The sequence below is a fragment of the Phycicoccus sp. M110.8 genome, assembly GCF_032464895.1.
Taxonomy (GTDB): Bacteria; Actinomycetota; Actinomycetes; order Actinomycetales; family Dermatophilaceae; genus Pedococcus.
Window position 1 is genome coordinate 410,653 of the sequence record NZ_JAWDIC010000003.1, and the last position, 12,968, is coordinate 423,620.

Annotated in this window: 12 protein-coding genes and 1 tRNA gene; 7 read left to right on the top strand and 6 right to left on the bottom strand. The window is 69.9% G+C overall.

Going from position 1 to position 12,968, the window contains the following annotated elements; translation table 11 throughout:
• The first annotated feature begins 161 nt into the window (after positions 1 to 161).
• Positions 162 to 1,289 carry an L-talarate/galactarate dehydratase gene (locus RKE38_RS15230; RefSeq protein ID WP_316008313.1) on the top strand — a complete coding sequence of 376 codons (1,128 nt, stop codon included), beginning with the start codon at positions 162 to 164 and terminating at the stop codon, positions 1,287 to 1,289.
• Position 1,290: 1 nt separating this feature from the next.
• Positions 1,291 to 2,004, top strand: a complete 714-nt coding sequence (locus tag RKE38_RS15235) for a FadR/GntR family transcriptional regulator (protein WP_316008314.1) — start codon at positions 1,291 to 1,293, stop codon at positions 2,002 to 2,004.
• Positions 2,005 to 2,007: 3 nt separating this feature from the next.
• On the opposite strand, the gene RKE38_RS15240 is transcribed toward RKE38_RS15235, so the two are convergent.
• The 5 genes from RKE38_RS15240 to RKE38_RS15260 form a co-directional block, all read right to left on the bottom strand.
• On the bottom strand, positions 2,008 to 3,273 hold the full coding sequence (locus RKE38_RS15240; protein ID WP_316008315.1) for an enolase C-terminal domain-like protein: 1,266 nt from the start codon (positions 3,271 to 3,273) through the stop codon (positions 2,008 to 2,010).
• Positions 3,270 to 3,665 carry a universal stress protein gene (locus tag RKE38_RS15245; RefSeq protein ID WP_316008316.1) on the bottom strand — a complete coding sequence of 132 codons (396 nt, stop codon included), beginning with the start codon at positions 3,663 to 3,665 and terminating at the stop codon, positions 3,270 to 3,272. Before RKE38_RS15245 ends, RKE38_RS15240 begins: the two co-directional genes overlap by 4 nt.
• Positions 3,662 to 5,236 (bottom strand): tripartite tricarboxylate transporter permease, encoded by a 1,575-nt coding sequence (locus RKE38_RS15250; RefSeq protein WP_316008317.1) that lies wholly within the window; start codon positions 5,234 to 5,236, stop codon positions 3,662 to 3,664. Before RKE38_RS15250 ends, RKE38_RS15245 begins: the two co-directional genes overlap by 4 nt.
• 10 nt (positions 5,237 to 5,246) lie before the next feature.
• Complete coding sequence (locus RKE38_RS15255; protein WP_316008318.1) at positions 5,247 to 5,789, bottom strand: tripartite tricarboxylate transporter TctB family protein; 543 nt, start codon at positions 5,787 to 5,789, stop codon at positions 5,247 to 5,249.
• A gap of 85 nt (positions 5,790 to 5,874) precedes the next feature.
• The gene (locus RKE38_RS15260; RefSeq protein ID WP_316008319.1) at positions 5,875 to 6,894 is read right to left on the bottom strand and encodes a tripartite tricarboxylate transporter substrate binding protein; all 1,020 of its coding nucleotides are present in this window, start codon (positions 6,892 to 6,894) and stop codon (positions 5,875 to 5,877) included.
• A 136-nt stretch (positions 6,895 to 7,030) separates the two neighbouring features.
• Here RKE38_RS15260 and RKE38_RS15265 point away from each other — a divergent pair, with 136 nt between their 5' ends.
• The 4 genes from RKE38_RS15265 to RKE38_RS15280 all read left to right on the top strand — a co-directional run bounded on the left by RKE38_RS15265 (position 7,031) and on the right by RKE38_RS15280 (position 11,963).
• Positions 7,031 to 7,969, top strand: coding sequence for a LysR family transcriptional regulator (locus RKE38_RS15265; protein WP_316008320.1), 939 nt, complete (start codon positions 7,031 to 7,033; stop codon positions 7,967 to 7,969).
• Positions 7,970 to 8,108: 139 nt separating this feature from the next.
• Positions 8,109 to 9,020 carry a 5-dehydro-4-deoxyglucarate dehydratase gene (gene kdgD, locus RKE38_RS15270; RefSeq protein WP_316008321.1) on the top strand — a complete coding sequence of 304 codons (912 nt, stop codon included), beginning with the start codon at positions 8,109 to 8,111 and terminating at the stop codon, positions 9,018 to 9,020.
• 14 nt (positions 9,021 to 9,034) lie between these two features.
• Positions 9,035 to 10,627, top strand: a complete 1,593-nt coding sequence (locus RKE38_RS15275) for an aldehyde dehydrogenase (NADP(+)) (RefSeq protein ID WP_316008322.1) — start codon at positions 9,035 to 9,037, stop codon at positions 10,625 to 10,627.
• Positions 10,628 to 10,640: 13 nt separating this feature from the next.
• Positions 10,641 to 11,963, top strand: a complete 1,323-nt coding sequence (locus RKE38_RS15280; protein WP_316008323.1) for an enolase C-terminal domain-like protein — start codon at positions 10,641 to 10,643, stop codon at positions 11,961 to 11,963.
• 219 nt (positions 11,964 to 12,182) lie between these two features.
• Here RKE38_RS15280 and RKE38_RS15285 read toward each other — a convergent pair.
• Positions 12,183 to 12,266: transfer RNA gene (locus RKE38_RS15285), tRNA-Tyr, on the bottom strand.
• A gap of 102 nt (positions 12,267 to 12,368) precedes the next feature.
• On the opposite strand from RKE38_RS15285, the gene RKE38_RS15290 reads away from it, so the two are divergent.
• Entirely contained in the window at positions 12,369 to 12,869 is a 501-nt protein-coding gene (locus tag RKE38_RS15290; protein ID WP_310153918.1) for a YajQ family cyclic di-GMP-binding protein, read from the top strand.
• The last annotated feature ends 99 nt before the right edge of the window (positions 12,870 to 12,968 follow it).

Here is a 12,968-nt window from a genome sequence, read left to right on the forward strand (position 1 = left end):
AGCTTTCGCGACGGATTTACAGCCTGTCGTATGCCGCGCGCTCACCAGCGGGAACGCGGCTCACACACGCCTCGCCGGGAAGGTTTCTTGCGCACACTTGTCGTACAACTAATGTATTCGTAGGATAACTCGCGTCTCGCTTCCTGACGAAGGGCCTGTTCATGACCGCCGACCGAATCCGCCACGTCGCCCTCTCGTCCGTGGTCCTGCAGTTGCCCACGCCCATCAGCGACGCCAAGGTGCTGACTGGACGGCAGAAGCCCATGACCGAGGTGGTCCTGCTGTTCGCCGAGATCGCCACCGAGCAGGGTCACTCCGGCACCGGTTTCAGCTACAGCAAGCGCGCCGGCGGCCCAGCACAGTTCGCGCACGCCAAGGAGGTGGCCGACGGGCTCCTCGGTGAGGACCCCAACGACATCGCCAAGGTCTACGACAAGCTGCTCTGGGCCGGCGCGTCGATCGGGCGCTCCGGCGTTGCCACTCAGGCGCTGGCCGCGATCGACATCGCGCTCTGGGACCTCAAGGCCCGGCGGGCGGACCTGCCCCTCTCCAAGCTCATCGGCTCGCACCGGGACTCCGTGCGCACGTACAACACATCGGGGGGCTTCCTGCACGCGTCCATCGAGGAGGTGAAGGAGCGGGCCTCGCAGTCGGTGGCGGCCGGGATCGGCGGCATCAAGATCAAGGTGGGACAACCGGACACCAGGCGCGACTTGCAGCGCCTCACCGCCGTCCGGGAGCACCTCGGCGACGGCGTGCCGCTCATGGTCGACGCGAACCAGCAGTGGGACCGGGCCACCGCGCTGCGCTTCGGCCGGGCGGTGGAGGACCTCGGACTCGTGTGGATCGAGGAGCCGCTGGACGCATACGACGCCGAGGGCCACGCCCAGCTGGCGGCCGCCCTGGACACCCCGATCGCGACGGGGGAGATGCTATCGAGCGTCGCCGAGCACGTCCGGCTGATCGAGGCCCGTGCTGCCGACATCATCCAGCCGGACGCCCCGCGGGTCGGCGGCATCACGCCGTTCCTGCGCCTTGCCGCCCTGGCCGACCACGCGGGCCTCCAGCTGGCGCCGCACTTCGCCATGGAGATCCACCTGCACCTCGCCGCGTGCTACCCGCGCGAGCCGTGGGTGGAGCACTTCGAGTGGCTCGACCCGCTCTTCAACGAGCGCCTCGAGACCCGTGACGGGCGCATGGTCGTCCCCGACAGGCCGGGACTCGGATTCACCCTGAGCGAGCAGGTGAAGGCCTGGACCATCGACTCCTTCGAGACCGGGAGGTCGTGAGGTGGGCGACCGGCCCATCGACCGCGACGGCGGTCGCGGTCTCGCCCACGAGCTCGTCGAACGGCTCAAGGAGCGGATCCTGGCCGGGGAGATTGAGCCGGGCCAGAAGCTGCCGACCGAGGCGTCGCTGGTGGCCGAGTTCGGCGTGAGCCGCACGGTCGTCCGGGAGGCCATCTCGAGGCTGCAGGCGGCCGGGCTCGTGGAGACGTTCCAGGGCCGCGGCTCCTTCGTGCTGGCCCTGCCCGAGACCGGGCGGTTCGAGGTGGGGGCCGACCGGGTGCGAACCCACCGGGACGTGGTCGACATGATCGACTTCCGGATCGGGGTCGAGGGGGAGGCGGCCGGCCTGGCCGCCGAGCGGCGTACCGACGTGCAGCTCAAGGCCCTCGAGCGCGCCCTGCGCGACCTCGGCCGGGCCGGCGAGCGCGGGAACGGCGCGGTGGAGGCGGACTACGAGTTCCACCTGCGCGTCGCCGCGGCCTCGGGCAACCGCTTCTACCCCGAGCTGCTGGCCTCCCTGGGTCCGATGATGATCATGCTCCCGCGCACCCGCCTGGAGCCCGAGTACACCGTCTCGGACGCGACCCACCTGACCCGGGTCGCACTCGAGCACGAGAACATCTACCTCGCCGTCGCGCGCGGCGATGGCGCAGCCGCGCGGGCGGCGATGCGGCTGCACCTGGCCAACTCGCGTGCACGGCTCCTGCCGGGGTGAGTGTCACCATCGGGCCGTGTTCACCTGGAAACCCGGATGCACCGATTGCATGTATGCCGTGTCCTCACGCCGGCGGATGCCGCACGAGAGGTACTGCTCGTGCAGGCGCCCAAGCGCCTCGTGGTCGAGGTCGACCCCCAGGCCGGGGCCAGTCGGCACTGCCACCGAGCCGTCGACGAAGTCGAGGACGCCTCCCCGGACGACGTCCTCGGTCTTCCAGGGGTAGTGGGTGTCGCAGGCGTACGTGAGGTTGGGCGTGGCAGCGGCGAGATGGGTCATCGCCGCCAGGCTCACGCCCAGATGGCTGTTGGAGTGCATCGACAGGCCCATGCCGAACGTGTCGCAGATCCCTGCGAGCAGCCGCGAGCGGTGCAGCCCGCCCCACAGGTGGTGGTCGGACAGGACAACCCCCACCGCGCCCGCTCGCACCGCAGGCGCGACGTGCTCGAAGGCGATCACGCACATGTTCGTGGCCAGGGGCAGTGCGGTCCTGCCCGCCACGGCAGCCATCCCGTCGATACCGGGCGTGGGGTCCTCGAGGTACTCGAGGAGGTCCGCCAGCTCGGCTGCGACCTTGATCGAGGTGTCGACGGTCCAGGCGCCGTTGGGGTCGATGCGCAGCCTGTGGTCCGGGAACGCCTCGCGCAGCGCTCGCATCGCCTCGACCTCGTCGGCCGGGGGCAGCACCCCGCCCTTGAGCTTGATGGCCTCGAACCCGTAGTCGCCCACCATCCGCTGGGCTTGGGTGACCAGCTGGTCGGGCGTCAGCGCCTCGCCCCAGTCGTCCTCGTCGTGGCCGGGATGTCCGGGCCACTTGTAGAACAGGTAGGCACTGAACGGGACACGCTCCCGCACCGCGCCCCCGAGCAGGTCGCTGACCGGTCGCCCGGCCTCCCGACCCTGGATGTCCAGGCAGGCCACCTCGAACGGCGAGTACACGGTCGCGACGGCTGAGCCCAGCTCGAGCATGCCTCCGAAGCTGGCACCACCACCGCCGGTGCTCCCACCCAGCGCATCGACGGTCACCCGCCACAATCCGTTCAGGTCGTGTACGTCGACGCCCACGACGGCTCGCGCCACCGCCGCCAACCGCGCCAGGTGGGTCTCGTCGGCATACGTCTCCCCGAGCCCGACCGAGCCGGAGTCCGTGTGCACCTGCACGATCGCGCGCAGCGCGTACGGCTGGTGCACACCGACGACGTTGAGCAGCGGCGGGTCGGCGAAGGCGACCGGTGTGACGACCACCGAGCTGATCCGCGAGCGCGTCACCGCGGCGCCTTGACGGTCAGTACCGGCAGTCCGGACTCCAGGAGGATGCGTTGGGCGGTGCTGCCGAGGATGAGCTTGCCGACCGGCGTGCGGTGCCGCAGCCCGATGACGAGCAGGGACGCGTCGACCTCCCGGGCGAGGGCATCCAACGTGTCGGCCAACGACTCCCCGTGCAGCGGTTGGCGCACGTCGAGGTCGACCCCTGCCTCTGCGGCACGGGTCCGCAGCGACCGGACGTGGTCGCCGTCGACCATGTCGTCGTCAACGGGTGCGCCGCGGCGGGGCGAGTTCACGACGACGAGGCGCTCTCCACGCAGGGTTGCCTCGGCGATGCCGGTCTCGAGCGCGGCGTGGCCCTCTGGTGTGTCGACGTAGCCGACGAGGATGCTCATTTCGCCTCCGTGCTCTGGTGCTCCCTGGTGACTTGGGAGCTCTGCTGGGTGCCCGCCGGTCCGGCGTCCGTGACGACGGGGGCGGCGTCGCCGCGCCGCAGCCGGACGGCCCGGCGCAGGAGGGGGAAGACCGCCACGACGACGATGGCGGCGAAGATGGTCCCGGAGATGGGCCGGGTGAGGAAGCCGGTGGGGTTGCCTCCGAAGATCAGCAGCGACTGCCGGGCGGAGGACTCGATGAGCGTGCCGAGCACGAAGGCCAGGACCATCGGGCCGGGGTCGAAGCCGAACTTCTTCATCAGGTAGCCCAGGACGCCGAACACGATGACGAGGTAGACGTCGAACACCGAGTTGTTGACGGTGTAGACGCCGAGCATCGTGATGAGCGCGGTGATGGGGGCGAGGATCGCGGGGCGCACGCGCAGGATGCGGACGAAGACGCCCACCAGCGGGATGCTCATGATGAGCAGCAGGATGTTCCCGATGTACATCGAGTTGATGACGCCCCAGAAGATGTCGGGGTGCTGGTCGACGAGCTGGGGTCCGGGCTGCACGCCCTGGATCAGCAGGGCGCCGAACATCAGCGCCATGGTGGCGTTGGCCGGGATGCCGAGTGTCAGCAACGGGATGAACGACGACGTCGCGGCGGCGTTGTTGGCCGTCTCCGGGGCGGCGACACCCTCGATGGCCCCGCGCCCGAAGCGCTCCGGACGGGGTGCGCGACGCTTCTCCACGGCATACGCCACGAGCGAGGAGAGCACGGCACCGCCGCCGGGCAGGATGCCGAGGGCGAAGCCGATGCCGGAGCCGCGGGTGATGGCGCCCTTGGACTGGTTGAGGTCCTGCCGGGTGGGCCAGACCTTGGTGACTTTCGCCGGGGCGTGGACCTTCTTGTGGTTCTCCTCGAGGTTGTAGAGGATCTCGCCCAGCCCGAACAGGCCCATGGCGATCGGCACGAAGTCGATGCCGTCGGCCAGGTTGAGGTTGCCGAAGGTGAAGCGCTCCGCGCCGGTGAAGGTGTCGCGCCCGACCGTGGCGATGAGGAGTCCGACCGCCGCGGCGATGATGGCCTTGAGCTTGCCGCCGTTGCCGACGGTCGACACCAGGAGCACACCGAGGAGGCCGAGGGCGGCGTACTCCGGCGGCCCGAAGTCCAGCGCGTAGCCGGCGACGATCGGGGCGAGCACCGACAAGCCGATGATGGAGACGGTGCCGCCGATGAACGAGCCAATGGCTGCGATGCCGAGCGCGGCGCCCGCCCTTCCCTGTTTGGCCATGGCGAACCCGTCGAAGACGGTGACGACCGAGCTGGCCTCGCCCGGCAGCCGCAGCAGCACCGACGTGATCGTGCCGCCGTACTGGGCGCCGTAGAAGATGCCGGCCAGCATGATGATGGCCGAGACGGGCTCGATGCCGTACGTGATCGGCAGCAGGATCGCGATGGTGGCTGCCGGACCGAGGCCCGGCAGGACACCGATGAGCATGCCGATGACCACGCCGATGAGGCAGTAGAGCAGGTTCGTCGGCTGCAGGACGATGCCGAAGCCGTGGAGCAGTGGTGTGAAGTCCATGGGGGCCCTGTCAGATCAGGCGGGGGAGGGGAATGGACAGCGCCAGGACGAACAGGCCGTACATGGATGCGACGGTGGCGACGCTGACGATCGCGGTCATGCGCCAGGACTCACCGCCGAGGAACCGCAGCCAGACGGCCATGAGGACCAGGGAAGGCACCTCGAAGCCGACGACCGGCAGCAGCATGGCCAGCGCCACGAGGCTCGCCACCCCGAGAGCCGTCAGGGCACTCGAGCGGGTGAACTGCTCGGTGTCCTCCGCTGACCGGCCGAAGACCAGCTGGGCGAGGGACATCGCCGTCACGGCGACCGACACCGCGAAGGGCCACAACCCCGGGCCGGGCTGCGTCAGGCTCCCCAGGCCGTAGCCCAGGGAGAGGACGACCCCGGCGACGCCGAGTGCCAGAGTGGCCACCCCGGCGCCGACCTGGGCCAGCGGACCCGCGTGGGGTGGGCGCTCGTCCTCCAGTTCCTGGGCGAGCTCGGCCTTGAGCTCCTCGAGGATGTCGCCCTCCCCCGTGGACGGTGGTACGGCAGAACTGGTGGTGCTCATCCCTGGCTCCTCGTCGAGTGGGTGGGATCGGCGGCGCCGGCACGGGGAGGCGTGCTCTCCCCGTGCCGGCGGGGTCGGGGTCCGATCAGCTGTTGGAAGCCAGCGAGATGCCGAACTTCTTGAGCTTGTCGGTGTTGGACTGCAGGTCCGCCTTCAACATGTTCGCGACCTCGTCGCCCGGGACCTCGAGCGGCGTGAGGTTGTTCTCCTCGTTGAACTTCTTGTAGTCGGCGGTCGCGTAGGTCTTCTTGGCGGCCTCGATGAGCTTGTCCTTGACGGCCTGCGGGGTGCCCTTCGGGGTCGTGATGAACCGGTACTGGGACACCTGGACGTCGAAGCCCTGCTCCTTGGCGGTGGGGACGTCCGGCAGGAAGGGCACGCGCTCGGCGGAGAAGACGGCCAAGGGCACGAGCTTGCCCGCCTTGATGTTCTCGATGGCCTCGCCGACCTGCATGGTGGACACGTCCACCTGCGCGCCCAGCAGCGCCGTCAGGTTCGGGGCTCCTCCGTCGAACGGGACTGCGGTCGCCTTGATCCCTGCGGTGGCGAAAGTGAGGGCCGAGTTCAGCTGTGCACCCGTGCCGACGCCGGTGGTGCCGTAGCGGATCGTCTTGCCGGACGCCTTCATGTCCGCGATGGACTTCCAGCCCGTCTTGGGGTTGGTGGCCATGACGTAGTCGTCGCGGGAGACGCCGTAGACGATGTCGAAGTCGTCGGCCTTCACCGCCTCGTCCGCCGAGACGGCCAGGGGCGTGATGGCGAACAAGGACGCGTTCTGGACCGAGATCGAGTAGCCGTCGGGCTTCTGGGTCTTCAGCTCCTTGGCCACCAGGGCACCGTTGGCGCCGGGCTTGTTGACGACGGGCATCGCGACGCCGAGCGCCTCACCCATGCCCTTGGAGAGGGCCCGGCTGATGAGGTCGCTGCTGCCGCCGGCGGAGGCGCCCACGGTCATCTCGATGCTCTTGGTGGGGTAGTCGCTGCCGCCGGAGGCGTTGCCTCCGCCAGAGCCGGTCTTGACACCGCTGCACGCGGTCAGGGCGAGGGCGAGGGCCGCGGCGCCGACCAGGGAGGCGACGCGGGTCCTCGAACGAACGTTCTTCATTGAAGGTCTCCTCGAGCTGTGGCACCCGGGTGGTGCCTCGTGGGTGTCAGTGCTGACCCCGTGGCGCCCGACCTTACGAACGCCCTCAATGCCTGTCCAAACCCAATGACGCATTGACTGATACCCTCACGGACTCATGATGACGCTGGACCAGGTGCGCGCCTTCGTCGCAGTGGCCGAGGAGCTCCACTTCGGGCGTGCGGCTGAGCGCCTGCGCATGACCCAGCCTCCACTGAGCCGGCAGATCCAGAAGCTCGAGCGCACCGTCGGGGCGACGCTGCTCGACCGGGACAACCGCCGCGTGTCGCTGACCGAGGCAGGCAGGGCCTTCCTCAACGAGTCGTACCGCCTGTTGGCGCTCGTCGACAGCGCGGGCGATGTCGCCCGTCGCGTGGACCGGGGCGCCACAGGGACCCTGCGCCTGGGATTCACGGCGGTTTCGGCCATCGGCGTGCTCGGACCACTGCTGGCAGAGCTCGACCGCGGACTTCCGGGCATCGACGTCATCCTGCACGAGCGCGTGACGGCCGCCCAGGCCGAGGGGATCCGGCGCGGAGAGCTGGACCTCGGTCTGGCCCGGCCCCCCTTCGACACTCAGGACTTCGAGTCCCGCGTGGTCTTCAGGGAGGCCTTGTGTGCCGCCGTGCCGGTCGACCACCCCTTGGCCACCCTCGACCGGCCGCTGACTGCGGGGGACTTCGAACGCGTTCCCGTCATCAGCTACAACCCGGTGCAGTCGCGCTATTTCCATGAGCTCAGCGTCCGCTTTCTCACCAATGCCCACCCGCGAGTGGAACAGGAAGTGCACCAGATCCTCACGGCGGTGCTTCTGGTCGCCGCCGGCCGCGGCTGTGCCCTCGTGCCCGCGTCGGCCCGCATGCTCGGCGTCCGGGACGTCGCGTACAAAGAGCTCGTCGACGGTGGCGGCGACCCCGACGGTAGTGAGAGGCCCGGCCACCCGGTGGAGCTGCACGCCATCTGGGCACGGGGACGGCGGAGCCCGATGTTGCGCCAGGTGCTCGCGCAGATCGCGCGCATGTCGCTCGAGGGCAGCCCCTCCGCACTCACTCGGTGATGCGCTGGGAGCATCACGGGATACATCTTTCGTCTTGGACAGGTATCCACGCCGCTCCCTAGCCTGAGGCGACCTCATTGGCCCCGCAGGCCGAGCGCCCCTCGGGGAGCTGCGCCGCACCGTCGCAAAGGATGTTCCCGTGCCCCTGGCCCCCGACGACCTCGCCCACCAGCTCGGCACGGGACTGCTGTCCTTCCCGGTCACCCACTTCACGGCTGACCTGCAGTTCGACGAGACGGCATACCGCGAGCACCTCTCGTGGCTGAGCGGCTACGAGGTTGCCGGCCTCTTCGCCGCCGGCGGCACGGGCGAGGGTTTCTCCCTGCGCACCGAGGAGATCGACACGGTCGTGCGGGTGGCCGTCGACGAGGTGGGTGGCCGGGTGCCTGTCCTGGCTCCCGCCACGGGCGGCACTGCCGTAGCGGTGGCCCAGGCGAAGGCTGCCGAAGCCGCCGGCGCGGACGGCATCCTGCTCTTCCCGCCGTACCTCACCGAGGCGGGGCAGCGGGGACTCGTCGAGCACATCACGGCCGTCTGCAACGCCACCAACCTCGGCGTCATCGCCTACAGCCGCGCGAACGCCATCCTCGGAGACCTCGCCGTCGCAGAGGCTGCGGAACGCAACCCGAACCTCATCGGCCTCAAGGACGGCGTGGGCAACGTCGAGGAGATGACGCGGACCTACGCGCGCGTCGGTGACCGCCTGCTCTACGTCGGGGGGCTGCCCACGGCCGAGACCTTCGCCCTGCCGCTCCTGCAGCTCGGTGTCACCACGTACTCCTCGGCCATCTTCAACTTCGTGCCCGAGTTCGCGGTCGGGTTCTACCAGGACGTCCGCCGCCAGGACCGCGAAGCGGTCTACCGCAAGCTCAACGACTTCATCCTCCCCTACCTGGACATCCGAGACCGCGAGCGCGGGTATGCCGTGTCCATCATCAAGGGCGGTCTCAACGTGGTCGGTCGCCCGGCCGGCCCGGTGCGGCCGCCGCTGCAGGACCTCACCGAGCAGGACCTCAGCGACCTCACCATCCTCGTGGACAAGATCCGCTGAAACGGAGAAACCGCATGACCACCCTCACCGGACACTCGCTGATCGCCGGCTCCCCCGTGGTCGGCCACCTCAAGGGCGCGGCGGGCCTCGACGCGGCAACGGGCCAGCCGCTCGAGCCGGAGTACAGCTCCCTCGACGAGCAGCAGCTCCAGGCTGCGACCCAGGCCGCCGCCGAGGCGTTCGACGAGTACCGCGCGACCTCCCCCGCCGTACGCGCCGTCTTTCTGGAGCGGGTCGCCGAGGAGATCGAGGCGGACGCGGCGGCCATCATCGACCGCGCCGTCGCCGAGTCTGGCCTTCCCACCGCCCGCCTGACCGGCGAGCTGGCCCGCACCACCGGTCAGCTCACGATGTTCGCCGACGTGGTGCGCCTCGGCGACCACCTCGAGGCCCGTATCGACCCGGCGCTGCCCGTGCGCACACCGCTGCCCCGAGCGGACATCCGACAGCGCCAGGTGCCGCTGGGGCCGGTGGCCGTCTTCGGGGCGAGCAACTTCCCCCTGGCGTTCTCGGTCGCGGGCGGCGACACCGCGTCGGCGCTGGCCGCAGGGTGCCCGGTCGTCGTGAAGGCACACAACGCGCACCCGGGCACCAGCGAGCTGGTCGGCGCAGCGGTGGCGCGAGCCGTCGCCTCGTGCGGGCTCCCCGCCGGCCTCTTCTCGCTCGTCTTCGGGCAGGGCAACGAGATCGGCCAGGCCCTCGTGCGCGACCCCCGGATCAAGGCCGTCGGCTTCACCGGCTCACGAGCGGGAGGCCTGGCGCTCGTCGCAGCGGCCGCGGAGCGTCGCGAGCCCATCCCCGTGTTCGCCGAGATGAGCTCCGTCAACCCCGTCGTCGTGCTGCCCGGCAGCATCGGTGAGGGCCGTGCGGATGCCTTGGCCGCGGCATACGTCGGCTCGCTCGTCCTGGGATCGGGCCAGTTCTGCACGAACCCCGGGATCACGTTCGTGCCGGCAGGACCGGACGGGGACGCGTTCCTGGCGGCAGCGGCGACAGCGGTCCGCGAGACCAGTGGGCAGACGATGCTCACCACGGGCATCGCGGAGGCGTACGACACCGGCGTCGAGGCGCTGCGCTCGACGTCCGGAGTCACCGTCGAGGCCGAGGGTCGTCGGGGAGAGGTGACCAACGCGCCAGCGCCGCTGCTCGCCTCGACCACCACCCAGGTCCTGCGGGAGGAGCCCGCCGTCACCGAGGAGGTCTTCGGGGCAGCCGGTCTCGTGGTCCGCTGGAGCGACCCCACGGAGCTGGTCGAGTCGGTCGGCCGCCTCGAGGGACAGCTGACCATCACGGTGCACGCGGCGCCCAGCGACGAGGCGGAGGCCCGACGTCTCCTGCCCCTGCTGGAGACCAAGGCCGGAAGGATCCTGTTCAACGGCTGGCCGACCGGTGTCGAAGTCGGGCACGCCATGGTGCACGGCGGACCGTTCCCTGCCACCAGCGACTCCCGCTCCACCTCCGTGGGCTCCCTCGCCATCTACCGGTTCCAGCGGCCAGTCGCCTACCAGGACGTACCGGCCGCGCTCCTGCCGCCGGCCATCCGTGACGACAACCCCTGGGGCGTCGCCCAGCGCATCGACGGCCGCCTGAACCCCACCTGGAACTGACAGGATCCCCACCATGTCTTCGACCATCGCCACCGTCGAGGTGGTGCCCGTCGCCGGCCACGACAGCATGCTGCTCAACCTCAGCGGCGCCCACGGCCCCTTCTTCACCCGCAACATCGTCATCGTCACCGACAGTGACGGCCGGGTCGGGCTGGGCGAGGTACCCGGTGGGGAAAGGATCGCCGGCACCGTCCGCGAGGCCGCAGAGCTGCTGCAGGGCAAGGAGGTCGCACGTTACCGGCAGCTGCTGCGGAGCGTCTCGGCAACCTACGCCGACCGCGACTCCGGCGGCAGGGGCATCCAGACCTTCGACCTGCGGACGACGGTGCACGCCGTGACCGGCCTCGAGTCTGCGCTGCTCGACCTCATGGGACAGCAGCTCGGTGTCCCGGTCGCGGAGCTTCTCGGGGACGGACAACAGCGCTCGCACGTCCCGATGCTCGGGTACCTCTTCTACGTCGGCGATGCGGGACGCACCGACCTGCCTTACGTGGTCGACGACACTGCTGGCGACGGTTGGTCCCAGCTGCGTCGCCGCGAGGCGATGACGCCGGAGTCGGTCGTGGCCCTGGCCGAGGCGGCTCAGGAGCGTTACGGATTCAACGACTTCAAGCTCAAGGGTGGCGTGCTCGCCGGGGAGGAGGAGGTCGCGGCCGTCACGGCCCTGGCACAACGGTTCCCCGACGCCCGGATCACGCTGGACCCCAACGGGGGTTGGCTCCTCGACGAGGCCGTGCGCCTGTGCAGCAGCCTGGGCGACGTGCTCGCGTATGCCGAGGACCCGGTGGGTGCGGAAGGGCGCTTCTCAGGTCGGGAGACGATGGTGGAGTTCAAGCGGGCCACCGGACTGCGCACCGCCACCAACATGATCGCCACGGACTGGCGCGAGATGGCCCACGCCGTCCGGACCGACGCGGTCGACATTCCGCTCGCCGACCCGCACTTCTGGACCATGTCCGGCTCCGTCCGGGTCGCGCAGCTGTGCAACGACTTCGGCCTCACCTGGGGGTCGCACTCGAACAACCACTTCGACATCTCCCTCGCCATGTTCACGCACGTGGGCGCGGCAGCCCCCGGCGAGATCACGGCCCTCGACACGCACTGGATCTGGCAGGACGGCCAGGCCCTCACGACTGATCCGCTACAGATCAAGGACGGGGCGATCGAGGTGCCGTCCTCCCCCGGCCTCGGCGTCCAGCTCGACCGTGACGCCCTGGCCGCGGCGAACGAGCTCTACCTCGAGCACGGCCTCGGAGCGCGCGACGACGCCATCGCCATGCAGTACCTCGTCGAGGACTGGACCTTCGACGCCAAGCGCCCCTGCCTCGTGCGCTGAAGCCATCAGGCGCTGCTGCGCTGGGTCTGATGGCTGCCGAGCGTCGGCCGATGACCCGCCGCGCGCGGGCGGTGGCCACGGTGCCGACGGAGTGTCGCGATTCCGCGGGTCAGGGGCGTGCGATTTCGCCGCAGTCCTTGCGGCGCACCTCCCCGTGCCCGGCAAGGAGAAAGGGCCTCCGGCCGGCGTTTCCGCTGGCCAGAGGCCCTTCTGTGCACGTGGTGGCGGGTGAAGGATTCGAACCTTCGAAGCTTTCGCGACGGATTTACAGTCCGCTCCCATTGGCCGCTCGGGCAACCCGCCTGGTGCGCGTGGAAGGATAGCAAGGACCACCACGATTGCCGAAACCGGCGCCGACGTGGGCCGCCCGCACGGGGCCGCCGGCGCCACAGGAAGGACCCACCCATGGCCGACAGCTCGTTCGACATCGTCAGCAAGATCGACCACCAGGAGGTCGCCAACGCCCTCAACAGCGCCTCGCGCGAGGTCGCCACGCGGTACGACTTCAAGAACGTCGGCGCCTCGATCGAGGCCAGCGGCCAGGACAAGGTGATCATCAAGGCCAACACCGAGGAGCGCGCCAACGCCGTCCTCGACGTGTTCCAGACCTGGCTGGTCAAGCGCAAGGTCTCGCTCAAGCACCTCGACGTCCCCGAGCGCGGACCGCAGCTCTCCGGCAAGGAGTACCGCCTCGAGCTGGGCCTCAAGGAGGGCATCAGCCAGGAGAACGCCAAGAAGATCAACAAGATCATCCGCGACGAGGGGCCCAAGTCGGTCAAGTCGCAGATCCAGGGCGACGAGCTGCGGGTCACCAGCAAGTCCCGCGACGACCTCCAGGCGGTGCAGGCGCTCCTCAAGGGCAAGGACGACCTCGACGTCGCCCTCACCTTCACCAACTACCGCTGAGGCCTGCGGGGTCGCGCCCGCGGGAGCACCCTTGCGGCGCGACGGCGCCCGCGGGCACAGGTATGCCGCGTGGTCACGGTGACCACGCGGCATACCTGT

What these genes read in the sequence shown, in the direction of transcription:
- RKE38_RS15250 (WP_316008317.1), bottom strand. Translation starts at nt 5,236, where the DNA reads ATGGACTTCACACCACTGCTCCACGGCTTCGGCATCGTCCTGCAGCCG.
- RKE38_RS15280 (WP_316008323.1), top strand. Translation starts at nt 10,641, where the DNA reads ATGTCTTCGACCATCGCCACCGTCGAGGTGGTGCCCGTCGCCGGCCAC.
- RKE38_RS15290 (WP_310153918.1), top strand. Translation starts at nt 12,369, where the DNA reads ATGGCCGACAGCTCGTTCGACATCGTCAGCAAGATCGACCACCAGGAG.
- RKE38_RS15255 (WP_316008318.1), bottom strand. Translation starts at nt 5,789, where the DNA reads ATGAGCACCACCAGTTCTGCCGTACCACCGTCCACGGGGGAGGGCGAC.
- RKE38_RS15275 (WP_316008322.1), top strand. Translation starts at nt 9,035, where the DNA reads ATGACCACCCTCACCGGACACTCGCTGATCGCCGGCTCCCCCGTGGTC.
- RKE38_RS15230 (WP_316008313.1), top strand. Translation starts at nt 162, where the DNA reads ATGACCGCCGACCGAATCCGCCACGTCGCCCTCTCGTCCGTGGTCCTG.
- RKE38_RS15265 (WP_316008320.1), top strand. Translation starts at nt 7,031, where the DNA reads ATGATGACGCTGGACCAGGTGCGCGCCTTCGTCGCAGTGGCCGAGGAG.
- RKE38_RS15245 (WP_316008316.1), bottom strand. Translation starts at nt 3,665, where the DNA reads ATGAGCATCCTCGTCGGCTACGTCGACACACCAGAGGGCCACGCCGCG.
- RKE38_RS15260 (WP_316008319.1), bottom strand. Translation starts at nt 6,894, where the DNA reads ATGAAGAACGTTCGTTCGAGGACCCGCGTCGCCTCCCTGGTCGGCGCC.